This window comes from Xanthomonas translucens pv. undulosa (genome assembly GCF_017301775.1).
GTDB classification, from domain to species: domain Bacteria; phylum Pseudomonadota; class Gammaproteobacteria; order Xanthomonadales; family Xanthomonadaceae; genus Xanthomonas_A; species Xanthomonas_A translucens.
Genome location: NZ_CP063993.1, coordinates 2,189,797 through 2,204,257, shown reverse-complemented (window position 1 = coordinate 2,204,257; position 14,461 = coordinate 2,189,797). Strand labels below are relative to the sequence as shown.

Here is a 14,461-nt window from a genome sequence, read left to right as displayed (position 1 = left end):
GAATCGTCTGTACCGCGCGATGGCGGCTGCAACGCGGCGATTTGCGGGCTGCCGCAGGCGGCACATCGCTTTGAGGATGACGCAAGCGTGTCGCGGCGGATGTTGGCGCGGCATGAAGCGCGCTGGACGCGGCGCTACAAGCTCGCTTCGCAGATGGTACGCGCGGTTTCGCCTATACCGTGAATTGTCATATTGCATGCGGTGTATTAGCTGTCCGTTGTTCCGTGAGGTCGTCATGCGCGTTTCGTACCCCCCTGCTACTGCATCAACAACTTCGGTGAAAACCGCCGAGGCTCCTTTCGTCGACACCGCGACGGTGTCCACGCCGATGCCCGCCGCGCCTTCCGGGCTCGCGGGACGGCCACGGCCGCGCCTGCCCAAGGCCGGAGCCCCGCCGTTGGTACCGCTGCCGAATGCGGGCGGCAAGCACGCGCCTGCGGCGCTGGTCGCGCTCGATGGCGATTTCTCCAAGGACCGTCTGGCCGAAATAGACGCGCGGCAGGTCACCGTGCAAGCGCTGCAGACCAGGCTGGGAACACTGAGCGCCGACGCCGGGGTGGCACTGAAACCGCGCAGCGTCGCGGCGCAGTTCGCCGCAGGCGCATTGACCCCGGTCTATCTGGATACGTCCGCCTTTCGCGCGATGGCCAAGAGCCTGTCCGGCCAGGGCGCTGGCCGCAAGACGGAGCCGCTGATGGTGGACAATCAGGGCCAGCGCATCGTGTTCGACCTGCAGCGCGCCTTCGTCCCCGGCGACCGCCTCAGCGACGAGGCGACCGTCGCGTTAGGCAAGGCGCTGGATCTGCCCGCGCAGGGGCTGAAAAATCCCGACTGGCTCCAGCCTGCCTCGCAACCCAAGATGTCACGCCGGCAAATGGAGAAAGTCCCGCGCTACCATGGCCACGCGATCCCCGCGCAGGAGGGTGGCGCGGGATTCTTCAAAGCCAACGATCATCGCCTGTTGGAAGGCAAGGGCGAGAAGCTGCGCGCGCAGCGCAAGCAGCTGGTCCACGAGAACTACGTTCAGGCAGAAAGCACCAGGGCGCTCGGAAAGGACGTCATGGTGCATCGCGGGCTATATGACTTCCACAAGGGTATCCCGGAAAACTCGATTGCCGCGCTCGATCGCGCCTACGAAGATGGATATCGCACGCTTGAACTGGATGTCCAGGTGACTGCCGACGGCGTGCCGCTGTTGATGCACGACTTTACCGCAGGGCGGATCCTGGACGATCCGCAGGACCGCCTGGTCGCACAGACGCCGTTCTCGGAGTTGCGCGACCGGCGATTGGTGATCCGCAATCCCGTGGACGGCAATTTCGTGCACACCGATCAGCGTCTCGTCAGCATCGAGCAGATGCTGGAGCACGTGCGCACGACCAAGCCCGGCATGTCGATCTTGCTGGATTGCAAGGAGCAGACCCCCGAGGCCGTTGCGCTGCTGTTGATGAAACAGCCGAAACTGGGGAGCATCGCCGCCATCAAGGTGAATTCGGCTTTCTACAAGGGCGGGTTCGATCAGTTCTTCTCCAACATGTGCAAGCACCTGCAGATCAATCCCGAGCATTCGCAGGACGAACCGCGGCGTCTGAAACTGCGCCGCGATCTGGGCAAGATCAACGTCGTGCCGGTCTTGGATCAGCCGCCTATCGAGGACCCGCAAGTCCGCAAGTTTTTCCCTGGTACCGGAGCGGGGGTGGAAAGTTTGGCCGATACCGCCACGCAATGGCTGCAAAGCTGGAACCAGATGCATCCTGTCATCGTCGAGGCGATGGTCTCCAATCCCGATAGCGACTCGGGCAAGGCCTTGCAGATGGCGCGCGAGCGCGCGCACCAGCCCGGCTCCGGCATGGACAAGGCCGCATTGGGCGTCATCTACCGCTACGAGGATTTCTCGTGGCCGAAGTGGGACGGCACCAAGGAATACGCCACCTGGGGTATGTTCGGTGAGATCAATCCGGTTCCTACCAGCGGCTTCGAACCGCAGCGCGGTGTCACCGGCGGGTTTCGCGATCGCGGCGAAAGCCTGCTGACCGATCAGCCCGACGAAGAGTTCCTGGCCCTGAGCGAAAACCGGACGCTGCCACGGGGACATACCGGGATGGAGTTGGACGTGCCGCCGGATACGCAGATCGATAAAAACCGCGACGCCGAGATTACCTCCCTGCGGAAAAAGCAGTTCATGGAGGCCAAGCAGGGACCCGATGAGGTGCATATCCAGGCGGTGCGCGATGGTGAGAGGCTGGATCAAGGTGCGTCGCTGCAGCTGCCGCCGGCGGCACGGCAGGCCATCGACAAGCACGCAGAAGCGCTGGGCCTGTTGACCGACCTGTATCGTGGCGCGCCGGTGAGCCATTATCTCAACGAGCAGGCCAAGCAGACCGAGCCGAAGGAGTAGCGCCGCGCCGCAGCCGCGGTGCAGGCGAGCGGATCGTCTGTACCGCGCGATGGCGGCTGCAATGTGCAGATCTGCGGGTTGCCGCAGGCGACGGGCTGGCGCAGCCGGCACGTTCGCTTGCGCCGATCGCGCCAGTCGGCGGTAGCTGTTTGCATCATGAAGAGACCGCTGTCGGGCTTCACCAGGGTGGCCGCGGGATTGGCCAGACGATGGCCTGCCCCGCCAACAACCGCCATCCCTGTCGCGCAGGCAAGGCAATGACCGACGGCCTATTGACTACACGTGTCGCCACGGGTACGTTTGGCGACACGTGTAGTCACTGGGGTGGGCGGATGCGACGCAAATCGATCGGGGACCAGGAACTGGCCCTGCTGCAGTACATCGGCGAACAGGGCGAGGCCAGCGTCGGCGAGGTCGCTGCCGGCTTTGGCGAGACCCGCGGGCTGGCCCGCTCCACCGTGCTGACGATGATGGAGCGGCTGCGCGCCAAGGCCTATCTGCGCCGGCGCCAGGTGCAGGGCGTGTACCGCTACGCCGCCACCGCCGGGCAGGACGACGTGGTGCGCAGCGCGGTCGCCAGCTTCGTCGAGAAGACCCTACAAGGCTCGGTGTCGCCGTTCGTGGCGTGGATGTCGCAGCGCGCCGAGGTCAGCGACGACGAACTGGCCGAACTCGAAGCATTGGTGGCCAAATTGCAATCGCAGCGGCGGGAGGACTGAGGCATGGACACGATCTTCGGCACGCGCTTGTTCGAGGTCCTGCTGTCGCGGCTGCTGGCGACCAGCGTGCAGGCCGTGATGCTGGTCGCGGCGATCTGGGCGCTGTGCCGCTGGTTGCCGAGCCTGCCGGCGGCCACGCGTTGCCGCCTGTGGTGGCTGGTTGGGGCGCAGGCCATCCTCGGCCTGGTGTGGGCCGGCGCCCTGCACCTGCCGGTGCTGCCGGCCGCGCCGATACCGGCCGCGCTCGCTGCGACGGTGTTGCCGGCCGCGTCGCGGCAGGACGCGGCGGCTACGAGCGCAACGTCGCCCGCTTCGCGGCATCTCACCGCGCCGCAGGCCGCGTCTGCGGCCGCGCCGCTGCCCTGGGCGCAGACGCTGGCTGGGCTGTGGCTGGCGTGCGTGCTGCTCGGCGCGCTACGCAGCGGCTACGCCTACCGCGCCAGCCGGCGCCTGGTGCAGGCCAGCAGGCCGTGCGCCGACGCCGCCTTGCTCGGCGCCTTGCGCCTGGCCGCCGAGGCGCACGGCCTGCGCCAGCCGCCGCAACTGCGGCTCTCCACGCAGATCGATTCGCCGCAGCTGATCGGGCCGTGGCGGCCGGTGCTGCTGCTGCCGGCGCGGCGCCTGGCGGCGATGCACGCCGACGATCTGGATATGGCATTGACCCACGAACTGGTGCACCTGCAGCGCCGCGACCTGTGGTGGGGCCTGCTGCCGGCGCTGGCGCAACACCTGTTCTTCTTCCATCCGCTGGTGCAGCTGGCGGTGCGCGAATACGCGCTGGCCCGCGAAGCCGCCTGCGATGCGGCAGTGGTGGCCGGGCATCGGCACTGCCGGCACAACTATGCGCGGCTGCTGTTGCAGCTGGGCGTGGCGCCGCGGCCAGCGGCCGGTATGGCCAGCGCCTCGCCCAGTTTCGTCAGCCTGAAGCGGCGGCTGCTGATGCTGCAGAGCACCGCATCGTTTTCGCGGCTGGGCGCCGCGCTGATCACCGCCGCGATCGCGCTGGCCGGGGTGATGCCGCTGCGCCTGGTGGCCAAGCCGGCGCCGGCCAATGCGGCAGCGGTGGCTGCGCCGGCCGCTGCCCCGGTTGTCCCGGCGGTGCCAGCGCCGACGGTTCCGATCCTGGCGAGCGTACTGGCGCAGCCCGCACCCGCCGTGCCGGCGGCTGCGGCACCGCCAGCCGCACCCGCAGCTCCCGTTGCGCCGCCGCAAGCCGATGCGCCACTGCTCACCCAAGGCCGCATTTCGCTCTCGCAGCACGACGACCAGGACGCCTACGTGCTGGTGCAGGACGAGCACAACCTGATGGATGCCTCGCTGGACGACCTGCGCGACGCGCGTCGCCTGGCCGGCGACGACGGCGAGATCCTGTGGTTCCGCCATGACGGCCATCGTTACGTGGTCCGCGATCCGGCGGCGCTGGCGCGCTTCCAGGCGCTGCACGCACAGACCCTGGACCTGGCCGATGCACAGGCCGAGCTCGGCGACCAGCAAGGCGATCTGGGCGAGCGCCAGGGCGACCTGGGCGAGCGCATGGCGGAATTGAGCGCGCAAATGGCCGAAAGCGCTGCGCGCCAGGCCGAGGCGGCGCTCGCCACCAGCCAGGCGCAGATCGATCGCGTGGCGGCGCAGCGCGCGACCGAGCAGATGCACCGGCAGGAGCTGGTCAAGAAGATCCAGGACCTGGCCAGGCAACAGGCGCAACTCGGATTGCAGCAGTCCCAACTGGGCAAGCAGCAGGCCGACGCCAGCCTGCGTGCGCGCCAGCAGGCCGAGCAGTTGATCCGCCAGGCCATCGCGCAAGGGCTGGCCATGCCGTTCGACGGCTGAGCGATTCCCCGCGCGGCGACCGCGCGGATCATCGCCGCGGACGCCGACACGATGGGGGACAGGGAAGCGCGAGCCACTTTCGTGGCGGACCCTCACCGCAACCCCTCTCCCGGGGGAGAGGGGCGTTGTACGCTGCGCTACGGCGCTTCCGCGAACGGCACCACCTCGCGCTCTTCGGCCTCGGCGGCGACCAGGCGTTGCAGCAGCAGCGCCAGCGTTACCACATCCTGGTGGTTGTGGGCGGCAACGCGGCGCAGGTTGCGCGCGCTGCCGCCACGCAAATAGCTCAGCCATGCGGCCGGCGCTTCGGAGCCGGGCAGGTCGTCTTCGCGCACGATGCGCAGCAGCTGGCGTTCGATGGTGGACAGCTTGCAGTTCTCCCAGGTGCCGCGGTAACGGCGACGGGTGGGATGCAGCAGGTCCACGTGGTCCAGCGCCGACAGCGGGTCGGCGCAGCGCGCCAGCCGGTAGCGGGTCTTCAGCAGCGGGGCGTCGTAGCAACGGCCGTTGTAGCTGGACAGCACCGTGGTCGGCGCCAGCCATGCGCGGAACGCTTCGAGCATGGCTTTTTCCGCGCCCATCGTGGCCATCATCAGCTGGCGGATGCGCAGGCCGGGACCTTCGACGGGATGCAGGGACCAGTCGGCCGCGCCGATCATGAAGGCGCGGGTGCCGGTGCCGCCGGCCAGGCCGGTGGTCTCGGTGTCGAAGAACAGCAGATCCGTCGGCTGTACCGCGTCTTCGCGGCGGGCGAAGGCCAGCGATAGCGCGGCCGCGGGAATCGGCTGCGGCAGGAAGGCTTCGATCAGGTGCAGGCCGGGCGCGATCTCCATGCCGGGCAGGTGGCGGTCGGCGGCCTGCGGCTTGCGCGGCGCCGCGGCCGGCGCCACCACGCGCTCGCGCATGCCGAGCAGGCGCCGCAGCGCGGCGACGTCGGCGCCGCGCCGGTCGAACGGTTCGATCGCGATCGGCGGCGCCACGGCGACGGCGGTGTCGCCGCTGCGTGCAGGCAACGGTGTGCGTGGCGCAGGCGGGAGTGGCGCCGCATCGGTATCGCGTGGTGGCTTGCGCAGCAGCGTGGCCCGGCCTGCGGGCGTTGCCGCTCGTGCAGGCGCGGTCGCCGACGCAGGAGTGCCTGCAGCCACCGCATTGCCTGCCGGCCGCGCGCCCGGTGCCGGTGCACGCGGCGCATCTACGCTTGGATCGCCGGCCTGTTTGCGCAGCGCGCGCAGGCGCTCGAGGCTGATGCTCATGCGCGTGACGCCGGTACTGCTGCGGGGCCGACATGGACCGCGATCGATGCGTCCTCCGTCACTCCCCATTCCAGCAGAAAACGCGATGCGCACCGACGTTCCAGGCTACCGCTCATACGCGCGGCCCCGGCAACGCGGTGGCATCGGTGGATCGGTTCGATGCGTTGTCGCGCACCGCTCGTTCCGGCGGCAAGCGCAACCTGCATGGATGCCTGAAGCCGACGCTCATGCGCTCTGCTCCGTGGGCGTGTGGAGATCGATGTTGACGGCGCTCGACGCGCTGTACAGCACCATGCCTTGCGGCAACAGGCACAATGCCCACGGACGCTCTGGGCCGATCCTCATGCGCTCCACTCCGGCAGCGCATCGCATTCGCTGTCGATCGCGGTCGTTTCCTCGTCCAGTGCCGCGCCACCGTCCAGCAACAGGCACAGCACCTGCAGCGCCAGTGCCTTCGGCGTGGTCGCACTGTCCTCCTGCGCGGCCAGCACCGGGCCGACGCAAGCCGGGCAGCCGGCCACGCAGTCGCAGCGCTGCACCAGTTCGCGCGCGCGCTGCACCAGCTCGGCCTGGCGCTGCCACAGCGGTTCGCTCAGGCCGACGCCGCCGGGGAAGTTGTCGTACAGGTACACGGTGGGGACGAACTGCTGCAGCTCCACGCCGACCGGCTCGCCGTTGTCGCCGCCGCGCAGCTGGCCGCGGCCCTTGGCGTCGGCCATCGCGAACCAGGCGCCATCGCCGTCGCCCACCGCCTTCTGCAGGTCGCGCGCGTCGGCCATCACCGCCACGGTGGCCACCACGTGCAGCGCGTAGGCCGCGCCGAGGAAGCCGTCCAGCGCATCCTGCTTGGCCGCGAATGCCTTCAGCAGCGTGGCCTGCGGCAGCTGCCACCACACCGCGGTGGTGTGCAGTTCCTGGTCGGGCAGGGTGACCGGGCCGTAGCCGATGTTCTCGTGGGTGTAGTAGCGGATCTTCTTGTAGCCGGCCACGCGCCGCACCACGTGCACCTCGCCGTGATGGCTGTCGCCGCGCCCGGCCGCGCCGCCGTCGAAGCGGTCCAGCACCTTGAGCTTGGTGAAGTCGATGCTGTCGGTGTAGTAGTCCACGTGGGTACGGGTGACGTAGGCCTTGCGCCCTTCCCAGTCCAGTTTCTCGACCTGGTACGGGGTGCTCTGCACCATGTGGATCGCGCCTTCGTACAGGGTGAGCGCGGCGGCGGAATAGTCCACCTCGGCGATGATCTGCTGCTTGCCGTCGGTCTTGTCCACCACCACGAAATTGCCGTCGGCTACCGAGCGCAGGCTCACCGCGTTGGCCGGGTAGCTGTCGGCGATCCACTCCCAGCGGTCGCCTTCCTGGTGCACCACGTCGCTTTCGGCCAGCGCTTCCAGGAACACCGCCGGATCCACCGGGCCGAACGCCTCGCCGGCGACGAAGGTCAGTTCGAATGCGGCGCAGCGGATGTGGTCGAACAGGATCAGCGGCTGGTCCGGCGCGATGCGCGCGTGTTCGGGCGAGGCATCGGCGAAGAAGTCCGGATGCCGCACCACGTACTGGTCCAGCGGCTGCGAGCTGGCCACCAGCACGCCCAGCGACGGCTGCTGGCGGCGCCCGGCGCGGCCGAAGCGCTGCCAGGTCGCGGCCACGCTGCCGGGGTAGCCGTTGAGCACCACCACGTCCAGCGAGCCGATGTCCACGCCCAGTTCCAGCGCCGAGGTGGAGACGATGCCGTCGATGCTGCCGGCGCGCATCGCGCGCTCGGCCTCGCGGCGTTCGGTGGGCAGGTAGCCGCCGCGGTAGGCACGGATGCGCGGCGGCTTGCGCGGGTCGTGGTCGAAGATGTCCTTCAGGTACTTGGTCAGCACCTCCACCATCAGCCGGGTCTGCGCGAACACCAGGGTCTTCAGCCCGCTCTTGATCGCGATCCGCGCGATGCGGTTGCTCTGCGAGCGCGCCGACGCGCGCAGCCCCAGGTCGGCGTTGACCACCGGCGGGTTCCACAGCAGCACGTGCTTGTCGCCGGACGGCGCGCCGGACTCGGTGATCGCATGCACGCCCTGCTCGATCAGCGCCTCGGCGTGCGCGCGCGGATTGCCGATGGTGGCCGAGCACAGGATGAACTGCGGGTTCACCCCGTAGAACGCGCAGATGCGCTTGAGCCGGCGCAGCACGTTGGTGACGTGGCTGCCGAACACGCCGCGGTAGGTATGGATCTCGTCGATCACCACGTAGCGCAGGTTCTCGAAGAACTGCGCCCACTTGGTGTGATGCGGCAGGATCGCCTGGTGCAGCATGTCCGGGTTGCTGACCACGATGTCGCCGTGCAGGCGGATCGCCTGGCGCGCATCGCCCGGGGTGTCGCCGTCGAAGGTGAAGGCCTTCACCCCCAGCTCGCCGGCGCGGTTGAGTTCCAGCAGTTCGGCCACCTGGTCCTGCGCCAGCGCCTTGGTCGGGAACAGGTACAGCGCCTTGGCCTGTGCGGTCATCGCCGCGGCCACCACCGGCAGCGTGTAGCACAGCGACTTGCCCGAGGCGGTCGGGGTGACGATGGCCACGTGCTCGCCGCGCTGCGCCGCGTCCCAGGCCTCGGCCTGATGGCTGTACAGCTGCTCGATGCCGCGCGCCTTCAGCGCCGCGACCAGCGCCGCCGGCACGTCGTCCGGAATCGGCGCATAGCGGCCCGCGCGGCCGGGGATCATGAAGCTGCCGGTGATGCGGTCGTGGTAGCGCCGCTCCAGCCGCTCGGTCAGCAGTGCGCCGTCGCGCGAGGGCTCGCCGCCGGTGGTGGACAGGGCGCGCTCGGCGTCCTCGGTGCGGCGGGCTAGGGCGTGGGCGGGCATCGGGACGGCTCTCAAAGCGGGACAGGGAAGCGGAACGGCGTCTCAGGGTATGAGACACGACACGGCGGATGCGGATGCACCGACTGACCGCGTTCAGAAGACGCGCGAACCGGCAGCATGCGCGCAAGCCATCACATTGGGCATAGCATGCGCCGGAGCGCACCGATCGAGCGAACCGCCATGAAGACACTGCCCAACCTCCATCCCGGCGACGTCCTGCTGGAGGAATTCCTGACGCCGCTGGGCATCAGCCAGAACGCACTGGCGCGCGCCGCCGGCGTGCCGCGGCGCCGCATCAACGAGATCGTGCCGGGCAAGCGCAGTGTCAGCGCCGACAGCGCGATCCGGCTGGCTGCCGCGCTCGGTACCAGCGAGCGCTTCTGGCTCGGTCTGCAGGCCGACTGACTATGACCTGGAATAGCCACGGCGCGCACTGGGCGCGCCAGCGCGCAAGATCGCGCGCATCGCGGCGTAGCCTACGCAGGCGCGTGACCGCCGTCGCGATGGCGGACGGCGCCGGCGCGCGCAGACCGACAACGCTGACCTGATCGTCGCGGCCAGCGCGTATCCTGTGCTCCCCCCTAGCGCAGCGGCGCCGTCCCCCGACGCGCCGCAGACTCGCCTTGTCCCTGCCTGCCCCTACTATCGCCGCTCACTACAAGACCGCCGGCGCCCGCCGCGCCGACCTGATCGTGCATGCCGCCGGCCTGCTGCTGTCCATCGTCGGCGGCGCCATGCTGATCTGGCGCCCCCACGCCAACCACACGCTGCTCCTGGCCACCTGCGTCTATGCGCTGGGGATGCTGGTGATGTTCGCCTGCTCGGCGGCTTACAACTTCGCCCCGCCACAGCGCCAGCCGATCTTGCGCAAGCTCGACCACGCCGGCATCTTCGTGATGATCGCCGGCTCCTACACGCCGCTGTTCGTGCTGGCGCTGTCCGGCGCCTGGGTCTGGTCGATGACCCTGGCGGTGTGGGGCGTGGCGCTGTTCGGCGTGTTCGCCAAACTGTTCCTGCCGGGTATCAGCAAGGGCTTTTGGGTGGCGATCTACCTGCTGCTGGGCTGGGCCGGTATCGTCGCGATCAAGCCGCTCATGGCCAGCCTGGACAGCGCCGTGCTGTGGTGCATCGCCGCCGGCGGCATGTTCTACACCGTTGGCGTGGGCTTCTACGTGCGCAAGTCGATGGTCTACAACCGTGCCATCTGGCATGCACACGTGGTGGGCGGCGCACTGTCGCACTGGTGCGCCATCTGGTTGAGCCTGCAGCCGTTGCAGGCGGCCTGAGCGTCCACGGCGCGGCGCTGGTGACGTTCAGCCGGCAACCGTAAGCTCGGCATCTGCAATGGGTATGCCTGGGAAAGGACCGATCTCGATGAGCAATGCCGTGCGTTCCGTCGTTGCCGCCGCGCTGCTTGGCGTGGTCGGGCAGTCGCATGCCCAGCAGGCCGCCCTCGATCCCGCACCCGTAGCCGCGCCCGCCGCGGCCAGCCCGCCGCCGCAGGACATCCAGACCCTCGACGAAGTGCGCGCGCTGCCGCCGGACCAGGAGCAGCCGCTGGACCTGTACCGCTTCAAGAATCCGGTCAGCGCCCAACCCAGCCGCTTCGACAAGGACTGGCGGCCACCGCCCTCGGTGGAGCAGGTCAGCCAGGGCGGGGGCTACCTCGCGCTCGGCGTCTATTACGTTGCCGGCAAGGTCGCCAAGGGCCTGCACACCCTCACCGGCGCGCCGGACCAGGTTCAGTCGGCCATCGCCCGCCCACCGCCGCTGAGCGACGCGCAGAGCCGTCGTGCGGCGGCGTTCTGCGATGCGCAGAACGCGGATTGCGCGGGCAAGCCGTGAGCGTGTCCCGGCGGGTGCGGCGGTCGGGTTGAGTGGCTCGCCGGCCGCGCCCCCATCCCGTGGCCGATCGCGCCGCTGCATTCGGGATTCGGTCCGTGCCCCCCCGCGTTGCGCTGACCCGGCATCACGCCTGCATCGCCCCGCTGCGCGGCGTGCGCACAGAGTGGGCAGGCACCTGCTGCTTACAGCGCGCAGCGCAAACGGCGGCCTCGGGTGACGAAGGTGTCGGTGCGCGCGTCGTAGCTGCGGTAGCGCTGCTGGCAGGTGTGCACGTGGCGATACCAATCGTCGTGCCGCGACCGGTGCGCGGGGGGATTGCCCGGGCGCTGACCCCACTTGGTATCCCAGCGTCCATAGCGCCTGTCGTCCGGGCGATCGTCCCTGCGGCGGTCGTGGCGGTGGTCGTGGCGGTGGTCGCCTGGCCGATCGTCATGGCGGTTGTCGTCGCGGCGATCGTGGCCGAGTTGGCCCGGCCGCGGCGGGTCGTCGTGGCGCCGGCCATCGTCGTGGCGGTCCTGAGGCCGGACCTGGTCGGCGCCTGCAACGGCGGGAAGGCCGGCGGCCAGGGCGCAAGCGAGCACAACTCTAAGCATCTTGTTCATTCGAGTTTCCATGGGCGGGTAACGCACTGCGTGCGATCCGGTGCCGACGCTACGCGCACCGGTACGCTCACGCCGTGATGCCGGCCCCCGCCTGGCGCACGACGCGGCCGCGGCGGGTCATCGCTGCCGCCACGCCTGCTCGGCTTCCAGTCTGGACGGCAACGGCGTTTCCCGGCGCTCGCATGCGCTGAAGCCGGCGGCCGTACCGCTGCCGAACCCCTGCGGCGCCGGCAACGCGTGCCGCAGCGGCCTGTCCACCAGTGCCGGCGGCGGGCACGTCGGGCCATCGTGCCAGTCGCCCAGAGCGATGGCGTATGCGTGGATGGGCTCCCCCGCTGCGGATGGCTGCAATCGCGCGCAGACACAACCCTCTATCGACGCCGGGTAATGGCGACGCGCTGAGCGGTGCCGCCGCACGCGCAGACGCGGCGAATGCGCACATGCGCTTACCAGGTCAGCGACGTGCGTACTTTTCCAGCTCGTTGGCGCGTGCGTTGATCCGCTCCAAAGCCGCTTCTGCGCGCTGCAAGGCGGCTGCCTGGCCGCCGCCGCCGAGCGCCTTGTCCAGATCTCCCGCCTGCGCATCGGATTGCTGCCAGGTGTACTGCGCGTCCATCAGCTTGGCCCTGTCGCTGCCGCTGAGCCGGTAGCGCAGGGTGTCGTAGGCCCGTGCCATGCGATCTTCCTGCGCTCTGCGTTCGCGTTCGATGCAGCGCTGTTGGCGTACACCCCGCTGGCCTGCTTGCGGCAGTCCAGGTAGGCGGCGGACAAGCCCTTGGGCGCATTGGGGTTTGCCGACGATTGTTGCTGCAGTTGCAGTTGCAGTTGCAGTTGCTGTTGCTGTTGCAGTTGCTGTTGGATCTGTTGTTGTGCTTGATCCTGCTGCGCGCTGGCTTCGGCGCTGGCGGCCGCGGTGGCCAGCAACACGATCCACAACAGCCAGCGGCGCTGGTTTCCCTCGCTTTGCATACGTCCTCCCCGTTCTGCCGATGCTGATCCTGATGTGCACAGCTTTAACAAGCGTGCGGTTAATGTTTTGCTAAGGATAGCGAAGGTTACGGTCAGGTCGGCGTAGCGCGCGCGATCGCAACGGAACACTGTGCACGGCTGCGACGCCCTGGGCCTGCGTCCGCAACCTGGCCTTGGCTGGGTGAATCCTCCCGTGACCGAACGGTTGCTTGTGACGCCAATCCAGACGCGGGCGCCGCGCGACATCCTCAGCCTGCGCCTGCACGGCTCGCTGCAGCGCACCGATCCGCCGACCTTTTAATTCGAGCAGGATATGCCGTTGCTGCGCCAGCTGGCTGGCGCCACGCAAGATCCGCAGCCGACGTTCCGCTGAACGCCAGTTGGCAGGCGTCGGCACTTTCCGACATCCGCGCTAGCGTTTGCGCCGGGGAATCGGTAAGCATGCGCCCTCGCCGATGGCTGAGGCTGCCGGCGATCCTTTCCACCGGTGCCTGCACATGCTCGACCCTGTTGCCGCTGTTTCCGACGATCCCGTTGCACGGGTGGCCGCGCGCATCGATCGCCTGCCGGCGACGGCCACGCTGTGGCGCCTGGTCGCGCTGCTCGGGCTGGGCGGCTTCTTCGAGCTGTACGACCTGTTCCAGACCGCCTATATCAGCCCTGGCCTGCTGCGCGACGGCATCTTCGCCACCGGCGCGGCGGGCGCGTTCGGCATCGCCGACCAGGCCGCGTTCGCTTCGGCGACGTTCCTGGGCCTGTTTCTCGGCGCCAGCCTGCTCAGTCCGTTCGCCGACCGCTTCGGACGCCGCCCGGTGTTCACCTTCGCCCTGCTCTGGTACACCGCCGCGACCGTGGCGATGGGGCTGCAGAGCACGGCGCTGGGGGTGATCGGGTGGCGTTTCGTGGTCGGCATCGGTCTGGGCATCGAGCTGGTCACCATCGACACCTACCTGTCCGAGCTGATGCCAAGGCACATGCGCGGGTCGGCTTTTGCGTTCGTGTTCTTCGTGCAGTTCCTGGCGGTGCCGGCGGTGGCGGTGAGCGCATGGGCGCTGGTGCCGCATGCGCCGTTCGGGGTCAGCGGCTGGCGCTGGGTGGTGTTGCTCAGCGGCACGTTCGCGGTGGCGATCTGGTGGCTGCGCCGGCGCCTGCCGGAATCGGCGCGCTGGCTGGCGGCGCAGGGCCGGCATGCCGAGGCCGACGCTGTGCTGTGCGTTCTGGAAGCACGCTGCGCGTCCGAGCTGGGCCGCGCGCTGGACACGCCGCAGATCGAACCACCGCTCGCCTGCGCTGCGACGCAGCCGCGTTTCGCCGCGCTGTGGAAGGCGCCCTACCGGCGCCGCGTGGTCATGCTGGTGGCGTTCCATGTGTTCCAGGCGATCGGCTTCTTCGGCTTCGGCAACTGGTTGCCGACGTTGTTGTCGGCGCAAGGCGCGGACAGCGTGCACGGGCTGGGCTATGCGTTCGCGATCTCGCTGGCGTATCCGCTGGCACCGCTGCTGTTGCTGCGTGGCGCCCAACGCTGGGAGAACAAGTGGCAGGTGGTGTGGTCGGCGCTCGGCGCGGTGCTGTTCGGCACGCTGTTCGCCTGGCAGACCCAGCCGTTGGCGATCATTGCCTGCGGCGCGGCGATCACCTTCTGCAATGCCTGGATGAGCTTCGCCTATCACGGCTACCAGGCCGAGCTGTTCCCGACCGCGCTGCGCGCCCGTGCGGTGGGTTTCTGCTATTCCTTCAGTCGCCTGTCCACCGCTGGCAGCAGCCTGCTGATCGGCCTGCTGCTGGAGCGTACCGGCAGCCACGGGGTGCTTGCCTTCATCGTCGCCAGCCTGCTGGCGGTGGCCGCGATCATCGGCCTCTTCGGCCCGCGCACCCGCAACCGCACGCTGGAGCAGATCGCCGGGTAGGGCAGCGGCGACCGGCCGGGTACGCGCTTTCCCGCGTTCGTCATCTGCCCTCGACAACATTGCGGCGGCGGCCGGTGCATGCTGTGCGCTCCCACGCC

General features: G+C 69.1%; 11 protein-coding genes and 1 pseudogene. 7 read left to right on the top strand and 5 right to left on the bottom strand.

Annotated elements, in window-relative coordinates; translation table 11 throughout:
• Positions 1-196 precede the first annotated feature (196 nt).
• From avrBs2 to ISN38_RS09345, 3 genes are all read left to right on the top strand, one after another.
• A complete protein-coding gene (avrBs2, locus tag ISN38_RS09355) occupies positions 197-2,398 on the top strand; it encodes a type III secretion system effector avirulence protein AvrBs2 (protein ID WP_058361345.1) in 2,202 nt (733 codons plus the stop codon).
• Positions 2,399-2,730: 332 nt separating this feature from the next.
• Positions 2,731-3,117 carry a BlaI/MecI/CopY family transcriptional regulator gene (locus ISN38_RS09350; protein ID WP_003469385.1) on the top strand — a complete coding sequence of 129 codons (387 nt, stop codon included), beginning with the start codon at positions 2,731-2,733 and terminating at the stop codon, positions 3,115-3,117.
• Positions 3,118-3,120: 3 nt separating this feature from the next.
• Entirely contained in the window at positions 3,121-4,947 is a 1,827-nt protein-coding gene (locus tag ISN38_RS09345) for a M56 family metallopeptidase (protein WP_047324395.1), read from the top strand.
• 137 nt (positions 4,948-5,084) lie between these two features.
• Here ISN38_RS09345 and ISN38_RS09340 read toward each other — a convergent pair whose 3' ends face one another.
• Positions 5,085-6,200, bottom strand: a complete 1,116-nt coding sequence (locus ISN38_RS09340; protein ID WP_311536687.1) for a ribonuclease H-like domain-containing protein — start codon at positions 6,198-6,200, stop codon at positions 5,085-5,087.
• A 341-nt stretch (positions 6,201-6,541) separates the two neighbouring features.
• Complete coding sequence (locus ISN38_RS09335; protein WP_058358554.1) at positions 6,542-9,040, bottom strand: DEAD/DEAH box helicase; 2,499 nt, start codon at positions 9,038-9,040, stop codon at positions 6,542-6,544.
• Between the two features lie 180 nt (positions 9,041-9,220).
• Between ISN38_RS09335 and ISN38_RS09330 the strand changes: the two are divergent.
• The 3 genes and pseudogenes from ISN38_RS09330 to ISN38_RS09320 form a co-directional block, all read left to right on the top strand.
• A pseudogene (locus ISN38_RS09330) lies at positions 9,221-9,442 on the top strand (HigA family addiction module antitoxin); the annotation flags it as partial.
• A gap of 221 nt (positions 9,443-9,663) precedes the next feature.
• Positions 9,664-10,326, top strand: coding sequence for a PAQR family membrane homeostasis protein TrhA (gene trhA / locus ISN38_RS09325; protein WP_003472983.1), 663 nt, complete (start codon positions 9,664-9,666; stop codon positions 10,324-10,326).
• Positions 10,327-10,414: 88 nt separating this feature from the next.
• Positions 10,415-10,885: a hypothetical protein gene (locus tag ISN38_RS09320; protein WP_003472984.1), complete on the top strand. Its 471-nt coding sequence runs from the start codon at positions 10,415-10,417 to the stop codon at positions 10,883-10,885.
• A 182-nt stretch (positions 10,886-11,067) separates the two neighbouring features.
• Here the strand turns inward: ISN38_RS09320 and ISN38_RS09315 are convergent, their stop codons facing one another.
• The 3 genes from ISN38_RS09315 to ISN38_RS09305 all read right to left on the bottom strand — a co-directional run bounded on the left by ISN38_RS09315 (position 11,068) and on the right by ISN38_RS09305 (position 12,585).
• Positions 11,068-11,487 (bottom strand): BA14K family protein, encoded by a 420-nt coding sequence (locus ISN38_RS09315; RefSeq protein WP_206712183.1) that lies wholly within the window; start codon positions 11,485-11,487, stop codon positions 11,068-11,070.
• Between the two features lie 454 nt (positions 11,488-11,941).
• Positions 11,942-12,163: a lysozyme inhibitor LprI family protein gene (locus ISN38_RS09310; RefSeq protein ID WP_003472986.1), complete on the bottom strand. Its 222-nt coding sequence runs from the start codon at positions 12,161-12,163 to the stop codon at positions 11,942-11,944.
• Positions 12,103-12,585 carry a hypothetical protein gene (locus ISN38_RS09305; RefSeq protein ID WP_206712182.1) on the bottom strand — a complete coding sequence of 161 codons (483 nt, stop codon included), beginning with the start codon at positions 12,583-12,585 and terminating at the stop codon, positions 12,103-12,105. Before ISN38_RS09305 ends, ISN38_RS09310 begins: the two co-directional genes overlap by 61 nt.
• Positions 12,586-12,953: 368 nt before the next feature.
• Here ISN38_RS09305 and ISN38_RS09300 point away from each other — a divergent pair, with 368 nt between their 5' ends.
• Positions 12,954-14,363, top strand: coding sequence for an MFS transporter (locus tag ISN38_RS09300; protein WP_206712181.1), 1,410 nt, complete (start codon positions 12,954-12,956; stop codon positions 14,361-14,363).
• The last annotated feature ends 98 nt before the right edge of the window (positions 14,364-14,461 follow it).